The organism is Streptomyces nojiriensis (assembly GCF_017639205.1).
Lineage (GTDB): Bacteria > Actinomycetota > Actinomycetes > Streptomycetales > Streptomycetaceae > Streptomyces > Streptomyces nojiriensis.
Genome location: NZ_CP071139.1, coordinates 7,217,269 through 7,238,602, shown reverse-complemented (window position 1 = coordinate 7,238,602; position 21,334 = coordinate 7,217,269). Strand labels below are relative to the sequence as shown.

At 70.8% G+C, this 21,334-nt stretch carries 17 protein-coding genes; 6 read left to right on the top strand and 11 right to left on the bottom strand.

Annotated elements, in window-relative coordinates:
* Positions 1-90 precede the first annotated feature (90 nt).
* The gene (locus JYK04_RS33470; protein WP_189740790.1) at positions 91-576 is read left to right on the top strand and encodes an Lrp/AsnC family transcriptional regulator; all 486 of its coding nucleotides are present in this window, start codon (positions 91-93) and stop codon (positions 574-576) included.
* 28 nt (positions 577-604) lie between these two features.
* On the opposite strand, the gene JYK04_RS33465 is transcribed toward JYK04_RS33470, so the two are convergent.
* The 3 genes from JYK04_RS33465 to JYK04_RS33455 form a co-directional block, all read right to left on the bottom strand.
* Positions 605-1,123: an O-acetyl-ADP-ribose deacetylase gene (locus tag JYK04_RS33465; RefSeq protein WP_189740787.1), complete on the bottom strand. Its 519-nt coding sequence runs from the start codon at positions 1,121-1,123 to the stop codon at positions 605-607.
* A complete protein-coding gene (locus JYK04_RS33460) occupies positions 1,123-2,541 on the bottom strand; it encodes a phytoene desaturase family protein (protein WP_189740784.1) in 1,419 nt (472 codons plus the stop codon). The genes JYK04_RS33465 and JYK04_RS33460 overlap by 1 nt, the downstream gene beginning before the upstream one ends.
* A gap of 101 nt (positions 2,542-2,642) precedes the next feature.
* Positions 2,643-3,467 (bottom strand): inositol monophosphatase family protein, encoded by an 825-nt coding sequence (locus tag JYK04_RS33455; protein WP_189740781.1) that lies wholly within the window; start codon positions 3,465-3,467, stop codon positions 2,643-2,645.
* 450 nt (positions 3,468-3,917) lie between these two features.
* Here JYK04_RS33455 and JYK04_RS33450 point away from each other — a divergent pair, with 450 nt between their 5' ends.
* From JYK04_RS33450 to JYK04_RS33435, 4 genes are all read left to right on the top strand, one after another.
* Complete coding sequence (locus tag JYK04_RS33450; RefSeq protein WP_229875848.1) at positions 3,918-4,205, top strand: hypothetical protein; 288 nt, start codon at positions 3,918-3,920, stop codon at positions 4,203-4,205.
* A 190-nt stretch (positions 4,206-4,395) separates the two neighbouring features.
* Positions 4,396-4,551: a DUF7196 family protein gene (locus JYK04_RS33445; RefSeq protein ID WP_189740775.1), complete on the top strand. Its 156-nt coding sequence runs from the start codon at positions 4,396-4,398 to the stop codon at positions 4,549-4,551.
* A 682-nt stretch (positions 4,552-5,233) separates the two neighbouring features.
* Positions 5,234-10,717 (top strand): Ig-like domain-containing protein, encoded by a 5,484-nt coding sequence (locus JYK04_RS33440; RefSeq protein ID WP_189740772.1) that lies wholly within the window; start codon positions 5,234-5,236, stop codon positions 10,715-10,717.
* Positions 10,718-11,052: 335 nt separating this feature from the next.
* Positions 11,053-12,474 carry an FAD-dependent oxidoreductase gene (locus JYK04_RS33435; RefSeq protein ID WP_189740768.1) on the top strand — a complete coding sequence of 474 codons (1,422 nt, stop codon included), beginning with the start codon at positions 11,053-11,055 and terminating at the stop codon, positions 12,472-12,474.
* Positions 12,475-12,519: 45 nt separating this feature from the next.
* On the opposite strand, the gene JYK04_RS33430 is transcribed toward JYK04_RS33435, so the two are convergent.
* From JYK04_RS33430 to JYK04_RS33405, 6 genes are all read right to left on the bottom strand, one after another.
* A complete protein-coding gene (locus tag JYK04_RS33430) occupies positions 12,520-13,128 on the bottom strand; it encodes a hypothetical protein (protein WP_189740765.1) in 609 nt (202 codons plus the stop codon).
* 115 nt (positions 13,129-13,243) lie between these two features.
* Entirely contained in the window at positions 13,244-13,816 is a 573-nt protein-coding gene (locus JYK04_RS33425; RefSeq protein ID WP_229875845.1) for a lactococcin 972 family bacteriocin, read from the bottom strand.
* Positions 13,817-14,097: 281 nt separating this feature from the next.
* Complete coding sequence (locus JYK04_RS33420) at positions 14,098-15,096, bottom strand: TIGR03842 family LLM class F420-dependent oxidoreductase (RefSeq protein WP_189740762.1); 999 nt, start codon at positions 15,094-15,096, stop codon at positions 14,098-14,100.
* A gap of 19 nt (positions 15,097-15,115) precedes the next feature.
* Positions 15,116-16,516: a dihydropyrimidinase gene (gene hydA, locus JYK04_RS33415; protein ID WP_189740758.1), complete on the bottom strand. Its 1,401-nt coding sequence runs from the start codon at positions 16,514-16,516 to the stop codon at positions 15,116-15,118.
* Between the two features lie 13 nt (positions 16,517-16,529).
* The gene (locus JYK04_RS33410; RefSeq protein WP_189740755.1) at positions 16,530-17,822 is read right to left on the bottom strand and encodes an aspartate aminotransferase family protein; all 1,293 of its coding nucleotides are present in this window, start codon (positions 17,820-17,822) and stop codon (positions 16,530-16,532) included.
* On the bottom strand, positions 17,819-18,661 hold the full coding sequence (locus JYK04_RS33405; RefSeq protein ID WP_189740752.1) for a nitrilase-related carbon-nitrogen hydrolase: 843 nt from the start codon (positions 18,659-18,661) through the stop codon (positions 17,819-17,821). The genes JYK04_RS33410 and JYK04_RS33405 overlap by 4 nt, the downstream gene beginning before the upstream one ends.
* Before the next feature lie 253 nt (positions 18,662-18,914).
* On the opposite strand from JYK04_RS33405, the gene JYK04_RS33400 reads away from it, so the two are divergent.
* Positions 18,915-19,418 carry a DUF3887 domain-containing protein gene (locus tag JYK04_RS33400; protein WP_189740749.1) on the top strand — a complete coding sequence of 168 codons (504 nt, stop codon included), beginning with the start codon at positions 18,915-18,917 and terminating at the stop codon, positions 19,416-19,418.
* On the opposite strand, the gene JYK04_RS33395 is transcribed toward JYK04_RS33400, so the two are convergent.
* A complete protein-coding gene (locus tag JYK04_RS33395; RefSeq protein WP_237410238.1) occupies positions 19,415-20,899 on the bottom strand; it encodes a hypothetical protein in 1,485 nt (494 codons plus the stop codon). The genes JYK04_RS33400 and JYK04_RS33395 overlap by 4 nt on opposite strands.
* Before the next feature lie 45 nt (positions 20,900-20,944).
* Positions 20,945-21,325: a PPOX class F420-dependent oxidoreductase gene (locus tag JYK04_RS33390; protein ID WP_189740744.1), complete on the bottom strand. Its 381-nt coding sequence runs from the start codon at positions 21,323-21,325 to the stop codon at positions 20,945-20,947.
* Positions 21,326-21,334: the final 9 nt, after the last annotated feature.

Sequence of the window (21,334 nt, the reverse complement as noted above, 5' to 3'; positions counted from 1 at the left end):
TGGGCAACGCTAGAGCCTGGGGCGGGGCAGCCGATTGCCAGTTCTGCCGCTCGGACATACGTTTGGGGCAGAATCTGCCAAGGAGTGCCCGTGGACGCAGTGGATCTGCAGATCATCAGGGAATTGCAGGCCGACGGACGCCTGTCCAACCAGGACCTCGCCGACCGCGTCCGACTGTCCCCGTCGCCCTGCCTGCGCCGGGTACGGCGGCTGGAGGAGGCGGGCCTGATCCGCGGTTACACGGCCATGGTCGACCAGGTCGCCTTCGGGCTCCCGGTCACCGTCTTCGTCCGGATCCGCCTGGAACGCCACACGGCGGAGGCGGTGCGGCTGTTCGAGGAGCACGTCGCGGTCATCGAGCACATCCAGGACTGCTACCTGATGGCGGGCAGCAGCGACTACCTGCTCCGGATCGTCATCGAGGACCTGGAAGCCTACGAATCCCTGGTGCGCCACCGGATCCACGCCATCCCCGGGATCGCCTCGATCGAATCGAGCTTCGCGTTCGGCAGCGTCAAGCAGTCCCGGACCTACCCGCGGCCCGCGCCCGGAGCCGCCGGGCGCTCACGGCGCTGACCCGGGACCCGCTGGCGGCTCGGCGGACTCAGGAGGAGGCCGACACCGCCGTCTCGAAGGCCTCGTAGGCGGCCTCGTCGAAGAGCACGAACCGCACTTCCTGCACCTCGGTACGTGCGCGGCGCACCGTCTCCACCGCGATCCGCGCCCCGTCGTCCATCGGCCAGCCGTAGATTCCGGTGGAGATGGCCGGGAAGGCGACCGTACGGGCCCCCAGCTCGTCGGCGGTCCGCAGCGACTCGCTGTAGCAGGAGGCCAGCAGCGCCGACCGGTCCTCCTCGCGCGACCAGACCGGTCCCACCGTGTGGATGACGTGCCCGGCGGCGAGCCGCCCGGCCGTGGTGGCGACGGCCCGGCCCGTCGCCAGCCCCTTGCCGTAGTGCGAACGCCGCAGGTCCTCGCAGGCCGCGAGGATCTCCGGCCCGCCGCGTCGGTGGATGGCGCCGTCGACCCCGCCGCCACCGAGCAGCGAGGAGTTCGCCGCGTTGACGATCGCGTCGGCCTTCTCCGCGGTGATGTCACCGCGGACCAGGGTGATACGGACCATCAGGAGCCCTTTCGCAGGTGCCGCCAGACCGCCTTGGCGGCGTTGTGCCCGGACATGCCGTGCACGCCCGGGCCCGGCGGGGTGGCCGATGAACAGAGGAAGACAGCCGGGTGGGCCGTCGTGTACGGGGTGAGGGAGAGCTTGGGACGCAGCAGGAGCTGGAGGCCCGAGGCGGCCCCGCAGGCGATGTCCCCGCCGACGTAGTTGGGGTTGCGGGCGGCGAGCTGGGGCGGGCCGGCCGTGGCACGGGCGAGCACCAGGTCGCGGAAGCCCGGCGCGAAGCGCTCCAGTTGGGATTCGACGGCCTCGGTGAGATCGCCGTCCCAGCCCGACGGGACGTGTCCGTACGCCCAGAAGACGTGCTTGCCCTCGGGCGCCCGGCCGGGGTCGACCAGGCTGGGCTGCGCGGTGATGAGGAAGGGCGCGCGCGGTGCCCGGCCGCCGGAGGCGAGCTGCAGGGCGGCGTCGATGTCGCGGGCGCGCGGGCCGATCTGGACGGTGCCGGCGCGGCGCGGCGCCTCGGCCGTCCACGGGACCGGGCCGTCCAGCGCGTAGTCGAGCTTGAACACGGAGGCGCCGTACCGGTAGCCGTCGTACGCGCGCCCCAGGCGGGCGATGCGGGCCAGCGCGGTCGGCGAGGTGTCGAAGACGTAGGTGCGGGCGGGCGGGAGGTCGTCGAGCCGCTTGACCTCGAAGCCGGTGTGGACGGTCCCGCCGAGGTCGCGCAGGTACCCGGCGAGGGCGTCGGACACGGACTGCGAGCCGCCGCGCGGCATCGGCCAGCCGTTCGCGTGCGCGGCCAGCGCGAAGACCAGGCCCACCGCACTGGTGGCGATCCCGTCGAGCGGTGCGATGACGTGGGCCACGAGGCCCGCGAACAGCGCGCGTGCCCGTTCGTCGCGGAAGCGGCTCAGCAGCCAGGTGGAGGGCGGCAGTCCGGTGAGCCCGAAGCGTGCGAGCGTGAGCGGGTCCCGGGGCAGCGCGGTGCTCGGCAGGGACATGAAGTCCCGGGCCAGGGTGTCCCATTTGCCGAGGAACGGCCCGACCAGACGCCGGTAGGCGCCCGCGTCGCGGGGCCCGAGGGACGCCGCCGTCTCCGCGACCGAGCGGGACAGGACCGCGGCCGTGCCGTCGTCGAAGGGGTGCGCCATGGGCAGCGGGGCGTGCAGCCACTCCAGCCCGTACCGCTTCAGCGGCATCGTGGCGAAGACCGGTGAGCCGGCCCCGAGCGGGTGCACCGCCGAGCAGGGGTCGTGCCGGAAGCCGGGAAGGGTGAGCTCCTCGGTCCGGGCACCTCCGCCGACCGTGTCGGCGGCTTCGAAAACGGCCACCGAGAAGCCGCGCCGGGCCAGTTCGACGGCGGCGGTCAGCCCGTTGGGCCCCGCCCCCACCACGACCACATCGAGAATCGACGGCACTTGCGACTCCTTCGTCTCCGGCGGCGCCTGCGCCTCCAGGATATTCCGCCGCCCGGACCGTCCGGACCTGAGCGGACCCGCCCGGACCGCTCCGGAGCGGGTCAGGCGCCCCGGAGCAGCTCCCGGATCCGTACGGTGGTGGCCTCGTCCCGCCCGACCGCGAACGGCAGCGCGTTGTCCCGGTCCACCCGGAAGGGGACCCCGTCGACCGTGCTCTGGGTCCCGCCGGCCTCGGCGACCAGCAGCAGCCCGGCCGCGTGGTCCCAGGCAGAGGGCCAGGTGAAGGCCAGGCCGTCCATCTCGCCGCGGGCCACCTTCAGGTACTCCAGGCCCGCCGAGCCGCACGGGCGGGCCGCGACCCCGGGCACGTCCAGCCGGGCCAGCGTCCGCTTGTTCTCGTCACTCGTGTAGAGCGGGTGGGCGATGGCGACCCGCAGCGCTGCGCCCGGTTCCGGCGAACCGCTGTGGATCCGCTCGCCGTTGACGTACGCACCCTGCCCGCGAACGGCGGTCGCCAGCTCGTCCAGGGCCGGGGCGAAGGTCCAGGAGGCGAGGATCTCCCCGCGCAGGGCCAGGGCGACCAAGGTGCAGAACGCGGGGTCGCCGTTGACGAACTGGCGGGTGCCGTCGACGGGGTCGACGATCCACACCGGGGCGTCCGCGCGCAGCGCCGCGTACACCCCGGGGTCGGCGTGCACGGCCTCCTCGCCGACCACGGCGGAGCCGGGCAGCAGCCGCGTCAGGGCCGCCGTGAGGTACTCCTCGGCCTTGCGGTCGGCCACGGTCACCAGGTCGTGGGGGCCGTTCTTCTCGTCGACCTCGTGCTCGGCGAGCTGCCTGAACCTCGGCATGATCTCGATCGCCGCCGCCTTGCGGACGGCCTCTTCCACATCGGGCAGGCCATGGGCCAGGAACTCATCGATCATGCCTCCAGCAAAGCACGACCGACCGACAAACCCCACTGCCATTCCCGTACCGGCGCCTGGACACCGGGTGTCCACCCGGTGAACCGGCCTCGGGGGAGGCAGGTCTCGCGCGGTGGGCTTCGTCGCCCCGCGTCCGCTCGCGCCGCCTTCGAGTACGTTCCCGGCGGCGATCCGCTGTTCGGCATTCAGGTATCGGCTTCCACACCCCTGCGAGCGTCCGCTTCGGCCGCCGCCCTCGGCCTCCCGAAATTCCGAAGACGTCATGAATAAACGATCCGGCCAAGCGCAGGGCCACACCACGAGCCACATGGCGACACAACCACCTCATCCGACTCGAAATCTTCCGCGCGGCACGCAGGCACTTCCCGGCATTACCCGCCGATCTTCCTCTCCCGCCGGATTCGAGAAAACACGTGAGGGGAGGAGCACGGAAACCCTACGATGAATTCCATGAGTGCGCTGATCTTCCTCCTGTCGCTCGGCACAGTCTGTCGCGTCACGCGATTCATCACCAAGGACGCCCTCGCCGCGGGCTTCCGCTCCCGGATCTCCGACCGCTTCGGCGAAGACTCCCACCCGGCCTATCTGGTGACCTGCGGATGGTGCGTCAGCATCTGGGTCGCGGGTGCCGTCACCACGCTCGCCCACTGGGCCGGCGGGGAAACATGGTTCCAGGCGGGCGCCACGGCGCTCACCCTTTCCTACCTCACCGGCCTCGCCGCCAACTGGCTTGACTGACAGTCACGTTGGAATAAACCACATCATCGCCGCCACGCATAAATATGACTATACGGCGGCGAGTGTCGGCGTGCGGCGCCCGGGGATAAAGGGTAAAGGGAACGAGCCGGGGGCTCGGCCCTCCCCGGGAACTCCCCCGGCCCTCCCCCTTGACCGGCCGCCGGAGCGGCCGAACAGAAGGAGGAAGACCATGGCATGCAACTGCGGACGCGCCGGCCGGTCCACGCTCGTCTACCGGCTGACCCTCCCCAACGGGGTCACGCGCCAGTACCCCACGCGGCAGGAGGCCGACGCCGCCAACAAGAGGGCGGGCGGGCACGGTTCCATCACGGCGGTCCGCCAGTAGGCCCGCCGGCTGCACCGGGAAGCGGCGGGCTCCCGTGGACGCACTCCCCCTGGGACGCCACGGACGCATAACGGGCCGCACATCGCGCCGCACCACCGCGCCGGTGACACGGCGCGGGCCCCGGTGGGCACCCCGCCCCCACCGCGGCGGACCGCCGGAAGGGCAACGCCCCACCCGCAGCCCCTCGGCGTACCGGACAGCCGGTGCACCGAGGGGCTGCGGCGTGCCGCGGCACCCCTGGAATTGCGAATACCGCGGAGAGATATCGCAGTACGCTCAGCGCGGAATCCTTTCTCTTCCGACCGCGAGTCCGCCAGACTGTCCTGAGGGCGCGAGTACGCCCCCGGCACCACCCAGTTGCGCACCCGGAAAAACGACGAAAAGGGAAACCTTTCCTCTCGCGGTAATGCACCAAGGCGCCACATAATCCGGGTTTATCGCCTCTCGCGCGCCTGAGTGCGCTGAGCCGAACGAGTGGCGTTCTGTTCACCCGTCTAGCCCAAGTCCTCATTCGGAAGGCCTACTGCTGATATCAGCAGGTGATGGGCTCGACTCCGCATGGACAAGGACTCTTAACGGAACGTCCCACCAGTGTTTTCTCGTGCGTTCCGTGCTCCGCCAAGCGCCATACGGCTGAAGAGAATCATCTGCTTCCGCGGGTCATCCGAAAGGGAGCCACACCATGGCCAGTTCGACCACCACCGTGACCTCGGCACCGGATCCGTCCGTCTTCGGCCAGTCGGTCACCTTCACCGCCACCGTCCAGCCGGAAGTCGCCGGCCCCACCCCGACCGGCAGCGTCGAGTTCGTCGTCGACGGCATGCCCGCCGTGACCGTGCCGCTCGGCATGAGCGGCCAGGCACAGTACGCGACCAGCGACCTGGAGGTCGGTCTCCACGGGATGGAGGCCAACTACTCCGGCGACGCGGAGTACGACCCGTCCACGGGTGCGGACACCCAGGAAGTCATCCTCGCGAACACCACCACCACGCTGTCCTTCGACCCCGAACCCTCGGTCTGCGGCGAGATGGTGACCGCCACCGCCCAAGTGACCCCCGTTCCGCCGGGCGCGGGAACGCCCACCGGGCTGGTGTCCTTCATCGTCAGCGACGACGGTCCGGTGCTGACCGCCCCCGTGGACGTGAACGGGCAGGCGCAGGTCAGCTTCAGTGCGTTGGACGTCGGCTTCCACCAGGCAGCCGCCTTCTACACCGGCGACGCGGACTTCAACGGGTCGAACTCCCCGCTGACGCTTCACGTCGTCGACCATGCGCCCGTCTCGGTCGCCGTCTCGGTGGACCCCAACCCGTCCGTGTGCGGTGAGACGGTGACGCTCTGTGCCACCGTGGCACCGGTCTCCTCGGGCGTCGGCAATCCGTCGGGCTCGGTGACCTTCACCGGCCCCGGCGGGCTCAACGAGACGGTGCCGCTGGACGCGGGCGGCACGGCCTGCGTCACGACGACCGTGCTGGAGACCGGCACGGTCACCGCCTCCTACGGTGGCGACGAGTGCTACGCGAGCGCGACCGGCACCTTCGACGTGACGGTCAACCAGGCGGCCAGCGTAGTGTCGGTGACGGTGGAGCCCGACCCCTCGGTGTGCGGCGAAGCCGTGACCGTGTGCGCCACGGTCACCGCAGTCGCACCCGGCAGCGGCACCCCCACCGGAACCATCACCTTCACCGGCCCCGGCGGACTGAACCAGACCGTGACCCTGGACGCGGGCGGCACCGCATGCCTGACCACGACCGCACTGGAGACCGGCACGGTCACCGCCACCTACAACGGCGACGGATGCTTCACCTCATCGACCGGCACCGCGCCGGTAACCGTCAACCAGGCAGCCAGCACGGTATCGGTAACGGTCGAGCCCAACCCCTCGGTATGCGGCCAGTCCGTGACCGTGTGCGCCACCGTCACCGCAGTCGCACCCGGCAGCGGAACCCCCACCGGAACCATCACCTTCACCGGCCCCGGCGGACTGAACACGACCGTACCCCTGGACGCCGGCGGCACCGCATGCGTCACCACCAGCAGCCTCACCAGCGGCACCGTCACAGCCGTCTACAACGGAGACGGATGCTTCTCCTCATCGACCGGCACCTTCGACGTGACGGTCAACCAGGCGGCCAGCACGGTGTCGGTGACCGTGGACCCCAACCCCTCGGTGTGCGGCCAGTCCGTAACGGTGTGCGCCACGGTCACCGCAGTCGCACCCGGCAGCGGAACCCCCACCGGAACCATCACCTTCACCGGCCCCGGCGGACTGAACCAGACCGTGACCCTGGACGCAGGCGGCACCGCATGCCTGACCACAACCGCACTGGAGACCGGCACGGTCACCGCCACCTACAACGGCGACGGATGCTTCTCCTCGTCCACCGGCACCGCGCCGGTGACCGTCAACCAGGCTTCGAGCGCGCTGTCGCTGACGGTGGAACCCAACCCGTCGGTGTGCGGCGAAGCCGTGACGGTGTGCGCCACCGTCACCGCAGTCGCACCCGGCAGCGGCACCCCCACCGGAACCGTCACCTTCACCGGCCCCGGCGGACTGAACCAGACCGTGACCCTGGACGCGGGCGGCACCGCATGCCTGACCACGACCGCACTGGAGACCGGCACGGTCACCGCCACCTACAACGGCGATGAATGCTTCTCCTCGTCGACCGGCACCGTGGGTCTGGCGGTCAACCCGGCATCCAGTGCGGTGGCGGTGACGGTGGACCCCAACCCGTCGGTGTGCGGCGAGACCGTGACCGTGTGCGCCACCGTCACCGCAGTCGCACCCGGCAGCGGCACCCCCACCGGAACCATCACCTTCACCGGCCCCGGCGGGCTCAACGAGACAGTGACCCTGGACGCCGGCGGCACGGCCTGCGTCACCACGACCGCCCTGGAGACCGGCACGGTCACCGTCACCTACGCGGGTGACACCTGCTTCCTGCCGTCGACGGGCTCACTGGACGTGACCGTCAACCAGGCGTCGAGCGTAGTGTCGGTGACGGTCGAGCCCAACCCCTCGGTATGCGGCGAGACCGTGACGGTGTGCGCCACCGTCACCGCAATGGCGCCCGGCAGCGGCACCCCCACCGGAACCGTCACCTTCCTGCTGCCCGACGGCAGCACTCTTGTCGCGGGGCTGGACGCCGGCGGCACGGCCTGCGTCACCACGACCGCCCTGGAAACCGGCACGGTCACCGCCACCTACGCGGGTGACACCTGCTTCCTGCCGTCGACGGGCACCTTCGACGTGACGGTCAACCAGGCGGCCAGCACGGTGTCGGTGACGGTCGAGCCCAACCCGTCGGTGTGCGGCGAGACCGTGACCGTGTGCGCCACCGTCACCGCAGTCGCACCCGGCAGCGGCACCCCCACCGGAACCGTCACCTTCACCGGCCCCGGCGGACTGAACGTGACACTGGCGCTGGACGCAGAAGGCACCGCATGCCTGACCACCAGCAGCCTCACCAGCGGCACGTACTCGGCCACCTACAACGGCGATTCCTGCTTCGCCGGCTCGGACGGTCTCTTCGAGGTGACGGTCAACCAGGCCACCAGCACCACCACCGTATCCGTCGACCCCAACCCCTCGGTGTGCGGCGAGACCGTGACCGTGTGCGCCACCGTCACCGCAGTCGCACCCGGCAGCGGCACCCCCACCGGAACCGTCACCTTCACCGGCCCCGGCGGACTGAACCAGACGGTGCCCCTGAACGCCGGCGGCACCGCCTGCGTCACCACCAGCAGCCTCACCAGCGGCACGATCACAGCCGTCTACAACGGCGACGAATGCTTCACCTCATCGACAGACGCCGCAATGGTGACGGTCAACCAGGCATCCAGTGCGGTGTTGGTGACGGTAGAGCCCGACCCGTCGGTGTGCGGCGAGACGGTGACGGTGTGCGCCACGGTCACCGCAGTCGCACCCGGCAGCGGCACCCCCACCGGAACCGTCACCTTCACCGGGGCCGGCCTGAACACGACCGTACCCCTGGACGCCGGCGGCACGGCCTGCCTGACCACGACCGCGCTGGAGACCGGCACGGTCACGGCCGTCTACAACGGCGACGGATGCTTCACCTCGTCCACCGGCACCGCGCCGGTAACCGTCAACCAGGCAGCCAGCACGGTATCGGTCACGGTGACCCCCAACCCCTCGGTGTGCGGCGAGACCGTGACCGTGTGCGCCACCGTCACCGCAGTCGCACCCGGCAGCGGAACCCCCACCGGAACCATCACCTTCACCGGCCCCGGCGGACTGAACACGACCGTACCCCTGGACGCCGGCGGCACCGCCTGCGTCACCACCAGCAGCCTCACCAGCGGCACGATCACGGCCGTCTACAACGGCGACGAATGCTTCACCTCATCGACCGGCACCGCGCCGGTAACCGTCAACCAGGCAGCCAGCACGGTATCGGTCACGGTGACCCCCAACCCCTCGGTATGCGGCGAGACCGTGACCGTGTGCGCCACCGTCACCGCAGTCGCACCCGGCAGCGGAACCCCCACCGGAACGGTCACCTTCACCGGCCCCGGCGGACTGAACGTGACACTGGCGCTGGACGCAGAAGGCACCGCATGCCTGACCACCAGCAGCCTCACCAGCGGCACGTACTCGGCCACCTACAACGGCGATTCCTGCTTCGCCGGCTCGGACGGTCTCTTCGAGGTGACGGTCAACCAGGCCGCCAGCACCACCACCGTGTCGGTGACCCCCAACCCCTCGGTGTGCGGCCAGTCCGTGACGGTGTGCGCCACGGTCACGGGAGCGGCCAGCGGCACCCCCACCGGAACGGTCACCTTCACCGGCCCCGGCGGACTGAACCAGACCGTGCCCCTGAACGCCGGCGGCACCGCCTGCGTCACCACCAGCAGCCTCACCAGCGGCACCGTCACGGCCGTCTACAACGGCGACGAATGCTTCACCTCATCGACCGGCACCGCGCCGGTAACCGTCAACCAGACAGCCAGCACCACCACCGTGTCGGTGACCCCCAACCCCTCGGTATGCGGCCAGTCCGTGACCGTGTGCGCCACCGTCACCGCAGTCGCACCCGGCAGCGGCACCCCCACCGGAACCGTCACCTTCACCGGCCCCGGCGGACTGAACCAGACGGTGCCCCTGGACGCCGGCGGCACGGCCTGCGTCACCACCAGCAGCCTCACCAGCGGCACCGTCACGGCCGTCTACAACGGCGACGGATGCTTCACCTCATCGACCGGCACCGCGCCGGTAACCGTCAACCAGGCGGCCAGCACGGTATCGGTCACGGTGACCCCCAACCCCTCGGTATGCGGCCAGTCCGTGACCGTGTGCGCCACCGTCACCGCAGTCGCACCCGGCAGCGGCACCCCCACCGGAACCATCACCTTCACCGGCCCCGGCGGACTGAACCAGACGGTGCCCCTGAACGCCGGCGGCACGGCCTGCGTCACCACCAGCAGCCTCACCAGCGGCACGGTCACGGCCGCCTACAACGGCGACGGATGCTTCAAGCCGTCGCAGGGCACGACGGGCGTGACCGTGAACAAGGCCCAGACCACGACCGCGCTCACCGTCACCCCCAACCCCGCAGTCTGCGGCCGCCCGGTGACGTTCTGCGCCACAGTCACGACCCTCGCACCGGGCAGCGGCACGCCCACCGGGACGGTCACCTTCACCGGCCCCGGCGGCTTCAGCCAGACCGTCGCCCTCAACGCCGGCGGCACGGCCTGCGTCACCACCACCGCGGGCGCCAGCGGCACGGTGACCGCCGTCTACAACGGTGACACCTGCCACAGCCCCTCCGCCATGGCGGCCAACCTGACCGTGAACCCGGCTCCCACGACGCTGACGGCGGCCCCGGCGCAGATCCGCCTGCGGACGAACGGCACGTTCGTCATCCCGTCGATGAGCGCCACGCTCAAGGTCACCTCCAGCGCCGCCCCGCTCCCGGGACAACTGGTCACCTTCACGGCGAACACGACGCTCGGGCCCGTCGTCCTCGGGACCGCGCTCACCAACGCCGGCGGGGTGGCGACACTGGCCCCGCCGATGCTGCCGGTTCCCAGCACGGTGATCACGGCGACGAGCTACACCGCGTCCTTCGCGGGGACGAGTTGCTACGCCGCTTCCTCCGTGTCGGCGCCGCTGACACTCGTCCTCTTCCCGCTCCTTCCCTGACCGAACAGCGGTGACCGCTCCGGGAGCCACGGGCCGGGGCGGGCCGACTGACCGGGGCGGTGGCCGCAGCCCCGGTCAGCGGCGACCGTGAAGACACACGTGGTGCTTGGAAATGGGCCGGGGCGGCGCCGACGAGGGACTCGGCGTCGCCCCGGCGCACGGGGACGGCAGGTGACCAGGAAGCGGGACGCCGGCGCGGTATCGGGGGGGCAGAGGTGAAGCCGAATCTGTACGATCGCCGACCATGCTCCTCACCGCCCGCAGAACCGCCCTCCTTCGCCCGCAGTCCGGAACATCCGTGCGTACCACCGTGCCCGCGTAGGAGGCAGCCCGTCATGAGCCAAGCCACGAGCCACGACCCCAAGCGTGTCGTCATCATCGGGGGGAGCCTTGCCGGCATGCTCGCCGCCGCAGCGGTCAAGGAACATGTCGAATCCGTCGAGATCCTCGAGGCCCACGATCTGCCCGCAGGGCCCGAACCGCGCACCGGAGTCCCCCAGGCCGCTCATATCCACTGGCTGCAGGCCGGCGGCGCAGAGGCGATCGACGCCCTGCTACCGGGCAGCATCGCCCGGTTGACAGCCGCGGGCGCCCACCGCATACCGGTGACCACCGACATGGTGATCTTCTCGCCCGAGGGCTGGTACCGGCGCTGGCAGCGCGCCACCCATTACGTGATCACCGCGAGCCGGGACCTGACAGACCTCGTCGTCCGGAAGGAAGTCCTCAAGGACCCGCGGGTCACTGTGCGTACGCACACCACAGTGGTCGGGCTGCTCGGCGACCGCCGTACCGTCAGGGGTGTACGACTGCGTGGTGCCGACGGCATCGAGGCGGAACTGCGGGCCGACCTGGTCATCGACGCCTCCGGCCGGGCCTCCCGGCTGCCCCGGTGGCTCGCCGGGCTCGGACTCACCGGCCTCGCCGAGGAGCGTCTCGACTCCGGCATGGTCTATGCGAGCCGGCTCTACCGGGCCCCCGTCCCCACGCGCGGCTGGCCGGTCGTCGGTGTGCAGGCCGACCCGCTGCTGCGACAGCCCGCCAAGGCCGGCGGCATTCTGCCGATCGATGGCGACCGCTGGCACGTCAGCCTGATGGGAGCCCCCGGTGGAGAGCCCACCCGCGCCGCGGAGCATTTCGTGCCGTTCGCCCGTTCGCTGCGCCATCCGATCATGGCCGACCTGCTGAAGCATGCCGAACCGCTCGGCGATGTCAGCGTCACCCATAGCACGGCGAACCGGCGCTACTACTACGAACGGCTCGGCGCGCGGCCCGACGGCCTGGTGGCACTGGGGGATTCGGTGGCCACCTTCAACCCTGTCTACGCGCAGGGCATGTCGGTGGCAGCGCTGGGCGCCCTCGCTCTGCGCGACCTGCTCGCGACCGGCTCGACCCACGACCTGGCCCACCGCGCGCAGCGCGCCATCGCCCGGCCCGTCAACGTCGCATGGGCCCTTGCCACCGGCCAGGACATCCATTTCACGACCACCCGGGGCAAGCGTCCGAAGGTCACCGATCGCCTCCTCCGTCGCTACGTCAGCCGTCTGTCCCGCACAGCGACCGGATCGTTCCACGCCGCCACGGCCCTGACCGACGTCCTGGCCCTCCAGGCTCCACCCGCGTCCCTGGTCAGGCCCCGCGTGCTGCTGGCCGCCCTCATCGGCCCCCTGCGTCCCCAGCTCGACCGCCCTCAGTTCAACGCGGCCGAACGCGAGCTCCTGAACGGCCTGTCGCACCGGGAGACCTCACGGACCTGAGTCCGGCACGGGCCCCGGCCGCGATCGGGCGGGCTCGTCGGAGGTTCAACCGGCCGGGTAACGCCGAGAGCGCCGCCAATCCCAAATCGAGTGTCCCACCAAAGCCAACGCGACAGCGGCTGCGACAAAGCGCATCACGGTCCACGTCACCGTGGTGACCAGACCTTGGCCCTCCGCCTCGCGAGTGAGCCGCACAGAGGTCTCCAAAAAGGCCACGAGAGGAACGATCAGCCGGAACGGGAGGCCGTAAACACCTGGTGTTCGAGCCACGTTGCCGAAAAATCCCAGAGGCCCTCCGAGAATGAAGGCCGCCATCCCCCAGAAAATAATCCCGGAAGAATTATCGGTACTCACAACCTCGGCGGATTCCATTCCAGCCGGCAAGGTCGGACTGAAATCCTTGAAAAGGTAATAAGTCACCACGCCGACAGTCAAGCCAAGGGATGCCAGTACCGTCGACTCGATTCTGGATCGACAGAAACAACCCACCAGAAATGCGTAACAAGCCCACGACCATCCGCTGGAAAACACGAGGCCCAGGGCGACGCAAGCGGGATTGTCCCATTTGTTGGCGAGGGGACTCAGCAGCCCCAGCAGCAGCCCCGCGCCGAGAGACACCCCGACCGGTACGAGGCGAGTGCGCGGAATGCGCATGACTTCCCTTCCCTGCTCCGCGGGCACGTCCGAAGTGGAGACGGCTCCACCATGGGGCCGCGCGGTCGTCCGCGCAGCCCCATCGTGTGACAGCCGACCTGCCCGGCCCCGGAACCTACTGGATGGCGTAGTAGGTGCGGCAGGTGTAGCCGGCTCCCGCCACGTACCAGGCATTGGCGACTTCGCCACGGGGCACCCAGCCACTGGTGTCGATCACACCCGCGAGCTCCACCGAGGACCGGTGCGTCTTGGTTCCGTGGAGATAGTTCGAGAAACAGCGCTTTCCGGCGGTGACGTATTCATAGCCCTGACACCACCTGCCACCGCTGACGTTGTCGAGGCAGCTCCACCCCTGCGCGCCGAAGGGGCCCGCCGATGTGGGCACCTTGATCTCCGCCACACCCCATTCGGAGGGATTTCCCAGTGCTGCGGGCGGCTCGGTGCCGTCGCCGCGCTTGTGGAGCGTGACCTGGCCGACCTTCGCACCGTCAGCGGTGACAACAGCGCCATTTGCGGTAACGGTTGCAGCCTGAGAGTCGTCCGCAGCGGCCGGCGTGGCCAAGCTGCATACCGCGAGTGCGATACCCGCAAATCCGACGGCTATCGACCTGCCTAAATTCCTCACGAGATCCCCGTTTCTCAACTTCCCTCGCGAAAGTTGCACAGCGATCTTCGTCGGCAGGTTCATGGAAGTCAACAGCCCAAGCGGTCTTGACCGAATCCACCGCTGGAATTCGTGAAGGCCCGATCTCTCGCCGTGGAGGGTGGGCCGTGTGGCGCGCGGGGTCATTCTCCGCCTCGCACACGGCCCCTCGGCGAGTCCATGAGCTGGGCCTTCGAACGCGTCGCCCGCCGGCCCGTCTCCTGCGACGGCAAGGCCGCCTGCGGCCGGGCAGGCCGCCGACGCACGACCCGCCCGGCCCTGACTGTCTCCAGCCGGATGGCTGGATTCGGTCGAGAACGCAGGAGTCAGCTGAGCGACGGGATGATGTCGGAGCCGTACGCATCGATGGTCGCTTCGCGGGCATCGTGCATGTCGTAGACGGCGAACTGGTCGACGCCCAGGTCGCGCAGGGCCCGCAGCTTCTCGATGTGCGCCTCCGCCGGGCCCAGCAGGCAGAAGCGGTCGACGATCTCGTCGGGGACGAAGTCGGTGGACGGGTTCCCGGCCCGGCCGTGGTGGCTGTAGTCGTAGCCCTGGCGGGCCTTGATGTACTCGGTGAGCTCGTCGGGGACCATCGAGGAGTGCTCGCCGTACCGGCCGACGAGGTCCGCGACGTGGTTGCCGACCATGCCGCCGAACCAGCGGCACTGGTCGCGGGCGTGCGCGAGGTCCTCGCTCACGTACGCGGGGGCCGCCACGCAGATGGTGATCTCCGCCGGGTCGCGGCCGGCCTCGACGGCGGCTTCGCGGACCGACTTGATCATCCACTCGGTCAGGTAGAGGTCGGCGAGCTGGAGGATGAACCCGTCGGCCTTCTCCCCCGCCAGGGCCAGGGCCTTGGGCCCGTACGCCGCCATCCACACGGGGAGTTTCCCGTCGCGGATCCACGGCAGGCGGACCGGGTTGCCGTCCACCGAGGCCTCGCGGCCCTCGGCCAGGTCCCGGATCACGTCGATGGCCTCGCCCAGGCGGGCCAGGGTGTTGGGCTTGCGCCCGGCGACCCGCATCGCCGAGTCGCCGCGGCCGATGCCGCAGACGGTGCGGTTGCCGTACATGTCGTTGAGGGTGGCGAAGGTGGAGGCGGTGACCTCCCAGGTCCGGGTGCCCGGGTTGGTGACCATCGGGCCGATGTGCAGCTTCTGCGTGTTGGCCAGGATCTGGCTGTAGATGACGAACGGCTCCTGCCACAGCACGGCGGAGTCGAAGGTCCAGCCGTAGCGGAAGCCGTTGCGCTCGGCGCGCTTCATGAGGCTGATGACCTGGGATGCGGGCGGGTCGGTCTGCAGGACGAGGCCGAAGTCCATGGGGCGGCTCCTTGACGCTTTACAGGTACTGGCAGGTGGAGCGGGGAACGAAGGCGCCGTGGCCGGCCCGGCCGGTGAATTCGCGCTGGTCGATGACGAGTTCGCCGCGCGAGAGGACGGTGTCGACGCGTCCGGTGATCCGCCTGCCCTCGTACGCCGAGTAGTCCACGTTCATGTGGTGCGTCTCGGCGGAGATGACCTGCTCGGCGTGCGGATCGTAGAGGACGATGTCGGCGTCGGAGCCCGGCGCGATGGTGCCCTTCTGCGGGTAGAGGCCGAACATCCGGGCCGGGGTCGCGCACGCGATCTCGATCCAGCGTCGGCGGCTGATGTGCCCGTCCAGGACCGCCTGGTGGAGGAGGTCCATACGGTTCTCCACGCCCGGCAGCCCGTTGGGGATCTTCGAGAAGTCCCCGCGGCCCAGCTCCTTCTGGCCCCGGAAGCAGAAGGGACAGTGGTCGGTGGAGACCACCTGGAGGTCGTTGGTCCGCAGGCCCCGCCACAGCGCCGCCTGGTGTTCCCTCGGTCGCAGCGGTGTGGAGCAGACGTACTTGGCACCCTGGAAGTCCGGCTCCTCCAGGTTGTCCGTGGACAGGAACAGGTACTGCGGACAGGTCTCCCCGAAGACGGGCAGGCCCTTGTCGCGGGCGGCGGCGAGCTCCGCCACCGCCTCCTCCGCCGAGACGTGGACCACGTACAGCGGGGCGCCCGCGACCCGCGCCAGCTGGATGGCGCGGTGGGTGGCCTCGGCCTCCAGCAGGACCTTGCGGACCTCACCGTGGTGGCGGGGGTCGGTCTCCCCGCGCGCGAGGGCCTGTTCGACGAGGACGTCGATCGCGATGCCGTTCTCGGCGTGCATCATGATCAGCCCGCCGTTGGCGGCGCCGCGCTGCATGGCGCGCAGGATCTGCCCGTCGTCGCTGTAGAAGACGCCGGGGTAGGCCATGAACAGCTTGAAGGAGGTGACCCCCTCGCCGACGAGGTGGTCCATCTCCTTGAGCGTTCTCTCGTTGATGTCCGAGAGGATCATGTGGAACGCGTAGTCGACGGCGCAGTTGCCGTCGGCCTTGGCGTACCAGGTGTCGAGCCCCTCGCGCAGGGAGTGGCCCACGCTCTGCACGGCGAAGTCGACGATGGTGGTGGTGCCGCCCCAGGCGGCGGCTCTGGTTCCGGTCTCGAAGGTGTCGGAGGCCGAGGTGCCTCCGAAGGGAAGTTCCATGTGGGTGTGCGCGTCGACCCCGCCGGGGATCACGTACTTCCCGGTCGCGTCGATCGTGCGGTCGGCCGTCCAGGCGTCGGCCGCCGCCGAGCCGTGTGCGGCCAGTGCCGCCACGCGGCCGTCCTCGATCAGGACGTCCGCGTGCAGTTCGTCGGAGGCCGTGACGACGAGGCCGCCGCGGATCAGGGTGCGGATGCTCATGTGATCCCCCTACTCAAATGCTGCGCAAGGCCTGTTCGAGGATCTCGGCGCCCTCTTCCGCCTCGGCGACGGTGAGGGACAGCGGCGGCGCGATGCGCAGCACGCTGGTGTTGTACCCGCCGCCCTTGCCGAGCAGCAGGCCGCCTTCGCGGGCCGCCTCCAGGACGGCCGCGGCCGCGTCCGGGTCGGCCTCGTCGGTGCCCGGCTTCGTGAGTTCGAGGCCGGCCATCAGGCCCCGGCCGCGGATCTCCCGTACGGCGGGCACGGTGGCGGCGATCGCGCGCAGCCGCTCCAGGAGCATGCCGCCGACGCGGCGGGCGTTGCCCTGGAGGTCGTGCTCCAGCAGGTACGCGAGGTTGGCGACGCCGGCCGCCATGGTGACCGGGGAGCCGCCGAAGGTGGAGATGGAGTTGGAGTCCAGGCAGTTCATCACCTCGGCGCGGGCCACGACGCCGCCGATGGACATGCCGTTGCCGATGCCCTTGGCGAAGGTGAGGATGTCCGGCGGGCCGTTCTGGGCGTGTGCCTGCCAGCCCCAGAAGTTGTCGCCGGTGCGGCCCCAGCCGGTCTGCACCTCGTCGCTGATCCACAGGATGCCGTGGTGGTTCAGGACCTCGCGGAAGGCTCCGTAGAGGCCGTCGGGCGGGGAGGTGAAGCCGCCGACGCCCTGGATCGGTTCGGCGATCAGGGCGGCCACTCCCCCGCGGGCCTGGCCGAGTACGTCCTCCAGGTCCTCGACGGCGGCGGCGGTGAAGGCGGCGTCGTCCAGGTGGGCGAGGGGGCCGCGGGTACGGACCGCGCCCTGGACGTAGTACGTCTGCAGCGGCGACAGGCTGGTCGGGGACCAGCCGCGGTTGCCGGTGATCGAGACGGTGGAGAAGGACCGCCCGTGGTAGCTGTTGCGCATCGCCAGGATCTGGTTGGAGCGGCGGTACGTCGTCGCGAGCAGCAGGGCGGTGTCGTTGGCCTCGGTGCCGGACGTGGTGAAGAAGACCCGGGCGTCGGGGATGCCGGAGAGGGCGGCGACCCGCTCGGCCAGCTCGATCATCGGCCGGTTGAGGTACAGGGTGGAGGAGTGGATGATCCGCCCGGCCTGCTCGGACACGGCCTTGGTGACCTCGGGCAGGGCGTGGGCGGTCATCGTGGTGAGGATGCCGCCGAAGAAGTCGAGGTAGCGGTTGCCGTCGGCGTCCCAGACGTGGCGGCCCTCGCCGTGGGTGAGCTCGATGGGGTGCTTGTAGTAGAGCGCGAGCCAGTCGGGCAGGACGGTGCGGTGGCGGCTGTGGAGCGGGGTCGGGTTGGTCACGGCTGTACGAGCCCTCCGTAGGCGTCGGGACGACGGTCGCGGTAGAAGGCCCACTGGTCGCGGACCTCCTTGATCAGGTCGAAGTCGAGGTCGCGGACGACGAGCTCCTCGTCCTTGTCGCTGGCGACCTCCCCGACGAACTGACCGCGCGGGTCGACGAAGTAGCTGGTGCCGTAGAAGTCGTTGTCGCCGTACTCCTCCTGGCCGACGCGGTTGATCGCGGCGACGAAGTACTCGTTGGCGACGGCGGAGGCGGGCTGCTCCAGCTGCCACAGGTACGCGGACAGGCCTCGGGAGGTGGCGGAGGGGTTGTAGACCAGCTGGGCTCCGGCCAGGCCCAGTTGGCGCCATCCCTCGGGGAAGTGGCGGTCGTAGCAGATGTAGACGCCGATCCGGCCCACGGCGGTGTCGAAGACGGGCCAGCCGAGGTTGCCCGGACGGAAGTAGTACTTCTCCCAGAAGCCTTTGACCTGGGGGATGTGGTGCTTGCGGTACTTGCCCAGGTAGCTGCCGTCGGCGTCGATGACGGCGGCGGTGTTGTAGTAGAAGCCCTCGCTCTCCAGCTCGAAGACCGGTACGACGATCACCATGCCGGTCTCGCGGGCGAGGTCCTGCATACGGCGTACGGTCGGACCGTCGGGAACGGCCTCGGCCCATCCGTAGTGCTCGGGCTCCTGGACCTGACAGAAGTAGGGGGCGTTGAAGACTTCTTGGAAGCCGATGATCTGCGCGCCCTGGGCTGCTGCCCGCCGGGCGTGCTCCTCGTGTTTGGCGATCATCGATTCGGTGTCTCCGGTCCAGGTGGCCTGGACCAGCGCGGCGCGGACGACTTGGGCCATGAGCTGCTCCTCGCGACGGGAACGCCGGGTTCTACGCACGTAGACGGTATGCGTAGGGAGTAGAACGTAGGCCTCGTCACAGCGTGGGGCAAGACCGCCGTGCGCGGTTGGAGTAGTCGATCAAGTTACGTCACCACGCGGTCCTTTCCTGTCACTGGTCGACCTGTTATTGGGCGGTTGACATGCGCGGGGACCACGCGGGGAGCACGATGGAGCTATCCGACCCGCCAACCCGGAGAAGGCCGTGGTCCTGATGCCCCACAGAGACACTGCGCTGGGCGGCGAGCGACGACCGGTTCGGGCGGCGGCGGCTGCCGTGCTGGCCGTCGGCGTGCTGGTGGTGCCGGCGGGTGGTTCCGCGACGGCCGCGACGACACCGGCGACGGCGACGGCCTCGACGGGGGCACCCCCTGGCGTGGCCCCGTCCCTGACGCGGTACGACACGGTCGCCGTGGAGACCCTCGACTCCATCGTGAACGGCGACTTCACCGCCGCCACGGCCAGGTTCGACCCGACCCTGCGCAAGCTCCTGCCCCCGGACGCCCTCGCCCGGGCCTGGGCGGTCTACCAGGACGAGCTGGGACGCTACCGGTCGCACGGCGGCCCCGAAGACACCTCCTCCGGCAGGTTCACCGTGGTCGGCATCCCGCTGAGCATGGAACGCGAGGCCGGGGAGTTCCGCGTGACCTTCCACGAGGACACGAGCATCGCCGGCCTGTTCTTCCTCAGGGCAGGAGTCCCGATCCCGCAGACCTAGGCCACTGCGATACCCGCCACCCGCAGGGCGTGGACCAGGTCGCGGTGCCGGGGTCCGGGCAGCGCCCGGGCCGCCCGGAGCAGGCGCGGGGCGAACCACTGCGGGTCGTGCCGGGCCAGGCCCGCCGCCTCCTCGGCGGTGCGCACGCGGACGAAGGCGCCGAGCAGTGCGTCGGCCTCACGGGTCCGGCCGGCCCCGCCGAGGGCGAGCGCCGCGTCCGCGACCTCGGCGGCCGGACGGGCCGCGCCCTGGCGCAGCAGGGCGTCGCAGTCGGCCTCGCGGCCGGCGGAGCCGAGGGCGGCCGCGGCCGCCGCGAGCCGCTCGGGCGGCAGCGAGGCCGCCTCCCACAGCAGGGTGGCCCAGTCGGCCGCGAGCCCGGCCCCGGTCAGCTCGGCGGCGAGTGCGGGCAGTTGCTCGGCGGGCCGGGCCGCGGCCTCGCACAGCAGGGCGTGCGCCTCACCGCTGCGGCCCTGGGCGCGCAGGGTGAGCAGGGCGGCGGCGACGGCTCCGGGGATGCCCGCCGAAGGCCCGGCCGGATGCTCGGGTCGGGGTGCGGGACGGGGTGCGGGACGGGGCGCGGGTTCGCCGGGGGCGTCGCGGTCGTCCGGGATGCCGAAGCGGGCTCCGCGCGGCGCGGGGAGCGCGGCGCCGGGACCGGAACCGGGTGTGCCGTCCCCGCCGGGATGCCCCGGCGGCGGGGTGAAGGCCGGGGCCTCGGGGGCCGCCGAGCCCGCGTACCGGGCACCACCGGAGCGCCGCGCACCGCGCAGCCACCGCCCCTCGGCCCGACCGACCGGCGGCTCGGCCCGCACGGGGGGCTCGGCCCGCACGGGAGGCTCCTCGGCGGCGGGCGCCTCCGGCCCGGCGCCCGGTTCCGCGTTCGGTACGGCGTTCGGTTCGGCTCGCGCCTCCCGCTGCCGGGGCACGCCGGGCAGCCACTGCGCCCCCTCCGGCCGCGCCGGCCACAGCCCGTCGGGGCCCGCGCGCAGGGCCCGCAGCCGGGCGGCCAGGTCTTCGTGGCGGGCCACGGCGCGGGCCACGTCGTCCTGGGCCCAGGCGAGTTCCCGGGTGAGGGCGTCCGTCTCGGCCCGGTCGGCGGCCCGGCCGAGCCGTACCGTCAGGCTCCGCAGAGCCGTCTGCGCGTCGGCCCGCTGTGCGACCGCCGCCGCGAGCAGGGTCCGCAGCTCCCCCTCGCCGCCCGGCAGCCGGTCCCACACGGCGACGGCCGCCGCCCGCAGCTGGGCCGCGTATACGGTCTCCCGCGCCGCGAACTCCGCGCCCCGCGCCCCCGCCAGGTCCCGCAGCAGCGATTCCACCATGTCCCACGGGGGCATCGCCGCCCCGTCGAGACAGGCCTTCACCCCCTCGGGATCCCGGCGCAGGAACTCCCCGTACCAGCCCGCCCCGGGATCCAGTCTCTGCGTCAACCCCAGTAAATATCCCGAGAGTTGACTGATCGCCAGCGAAGTCGCGGTCTCCATGACCGCATTGGATCCCAGCTGTGTTACGGGCGGGCTACGGGAGTCTCAAAGCTTGACGGCGATCGCGGTGTGCGGACGCTTGCCCCGGCGCGCCAGTGCGGCGGGCACGTCCACCACCCAGAACTGCCAGGTGTACTTGCGCGACATCAGCTTCCGCACCCGCCGCAGCCCCGCCTCGTCGAGCAGCCGGGCCTCGCCCTCCCGCGCCTGCGCCCCTTCCGCGACGCGCCCGCGCATGTCGCAGGCGGTGACGGTGACCCGCCCGTTGTTGCGGATCCGCTTGACCTTCCACGAATCGCTGCGCGTCCACACGTACAGCTCACCCCCGTCGGCGACCGCCCACACCGGTGTCGCCACGGGCGTGCCGTCCTTGCGGAAGGTGGTGAGGCTGACGTACCGCGCTCTGCCGAGCTCTTCGAGATCCATGACCGCACC

Coding starts and splice junctions, on each gene's coding strand:
- JYK04_RS33455 (WP_189740781.1), bottom strand. CDS start 3,467: ATGATCGATGAGTTCCTGGCCCATGGCCTGCCCGATGTGGAAGAGGCC.
- JYK04_RS33420 (WP_189740762.1), bottom strand. CDS start 15,096: ATGGACTTCGGCCTCGTCCTGCAGACCGACCCGCCCGCATCCCAGGTC.
- JYK04_RS33390 (WP_189740744.1), bottom strand. CDS start 21,325: ATGGATCTCGAAGAGCTCGGCAGAGCGCGGTACGTCAGCCTCACCACC.
- JYK04_RS33445 (WP_189740775.1), top strand. CDS start 4,396: ATGGCATGCAACTGCGGACGCGCCGGCCGGTCCACGCTCGTCTACCGG.
- hydA (WP_189740758.1), bottom strand. CDS start 16,516: ATGAGCATCCGCACCCTGATCCGCGGCGGCCTCGTCGTCACGGCCTCC.
- JYK04_RS33435 (WP_189740768.1), top strand. CDS start 11,053: ATGAGCCAAGCCACGAGCCACGACCCCAAGCGTGTCGTCATCATCGGG.
- JYK04_RS33440 (WP_189740772.1), top strand. CDS start 5,234: ATGGCCAGTTCGACCACCACCGTGACCTCGGCACCGGATCCGTCCGTC.
- JYK04_RS33425 (WP_229875845.1), bottom strand. CDS start 13,816: ATGAACCTGCCGACGAAGATCGCTGTGCAACTTTCGCGAGGGAAGTTG.
- JYK04_RS33405 (WP_189740752.1), bottom strand. CDS start 18,661: ATGGCCCAAGTCGTCCGCGCCGCGCTGGTCCAGGCCACCTGGACCGGA.
- JYK04_RS33450 (WP_229875848.1), top strand. CDS start 3,918: ATGAGTGCGCTGATCTTCCTCCTGTCGCTCGGCACAGTCTGTCGCGTC.
- JYK04_RS33400 (WP_189740749.1), top strand. CDS start 18,915: ATGCCCCACAGAGACACTGCGCTGGGCGGCGAGCGACGACCGGTTCGG.
- JYK04_RS33430 (WP_189740765.1), bottom strand. CDS start 13,128: ATGCGCATTCCGCGCACTCGCCTCGTACCGGTCGGGGTGTCTCTCGGC.
- JYK04_RS33395 (WP_237410238.1), bottom strand. CDS start 20,899: ATGGAGACCGCGACTTCGCTGGCGATCAGTCAACTCTCGGGATATTTA.
- JYK04_RS33465 (WP_189740787.1), bottom strand. CDS start 1,123: ATGGTCCGTATCACCCTGGTCCGCGGTGACATCACCGCGGAGAAGGCC.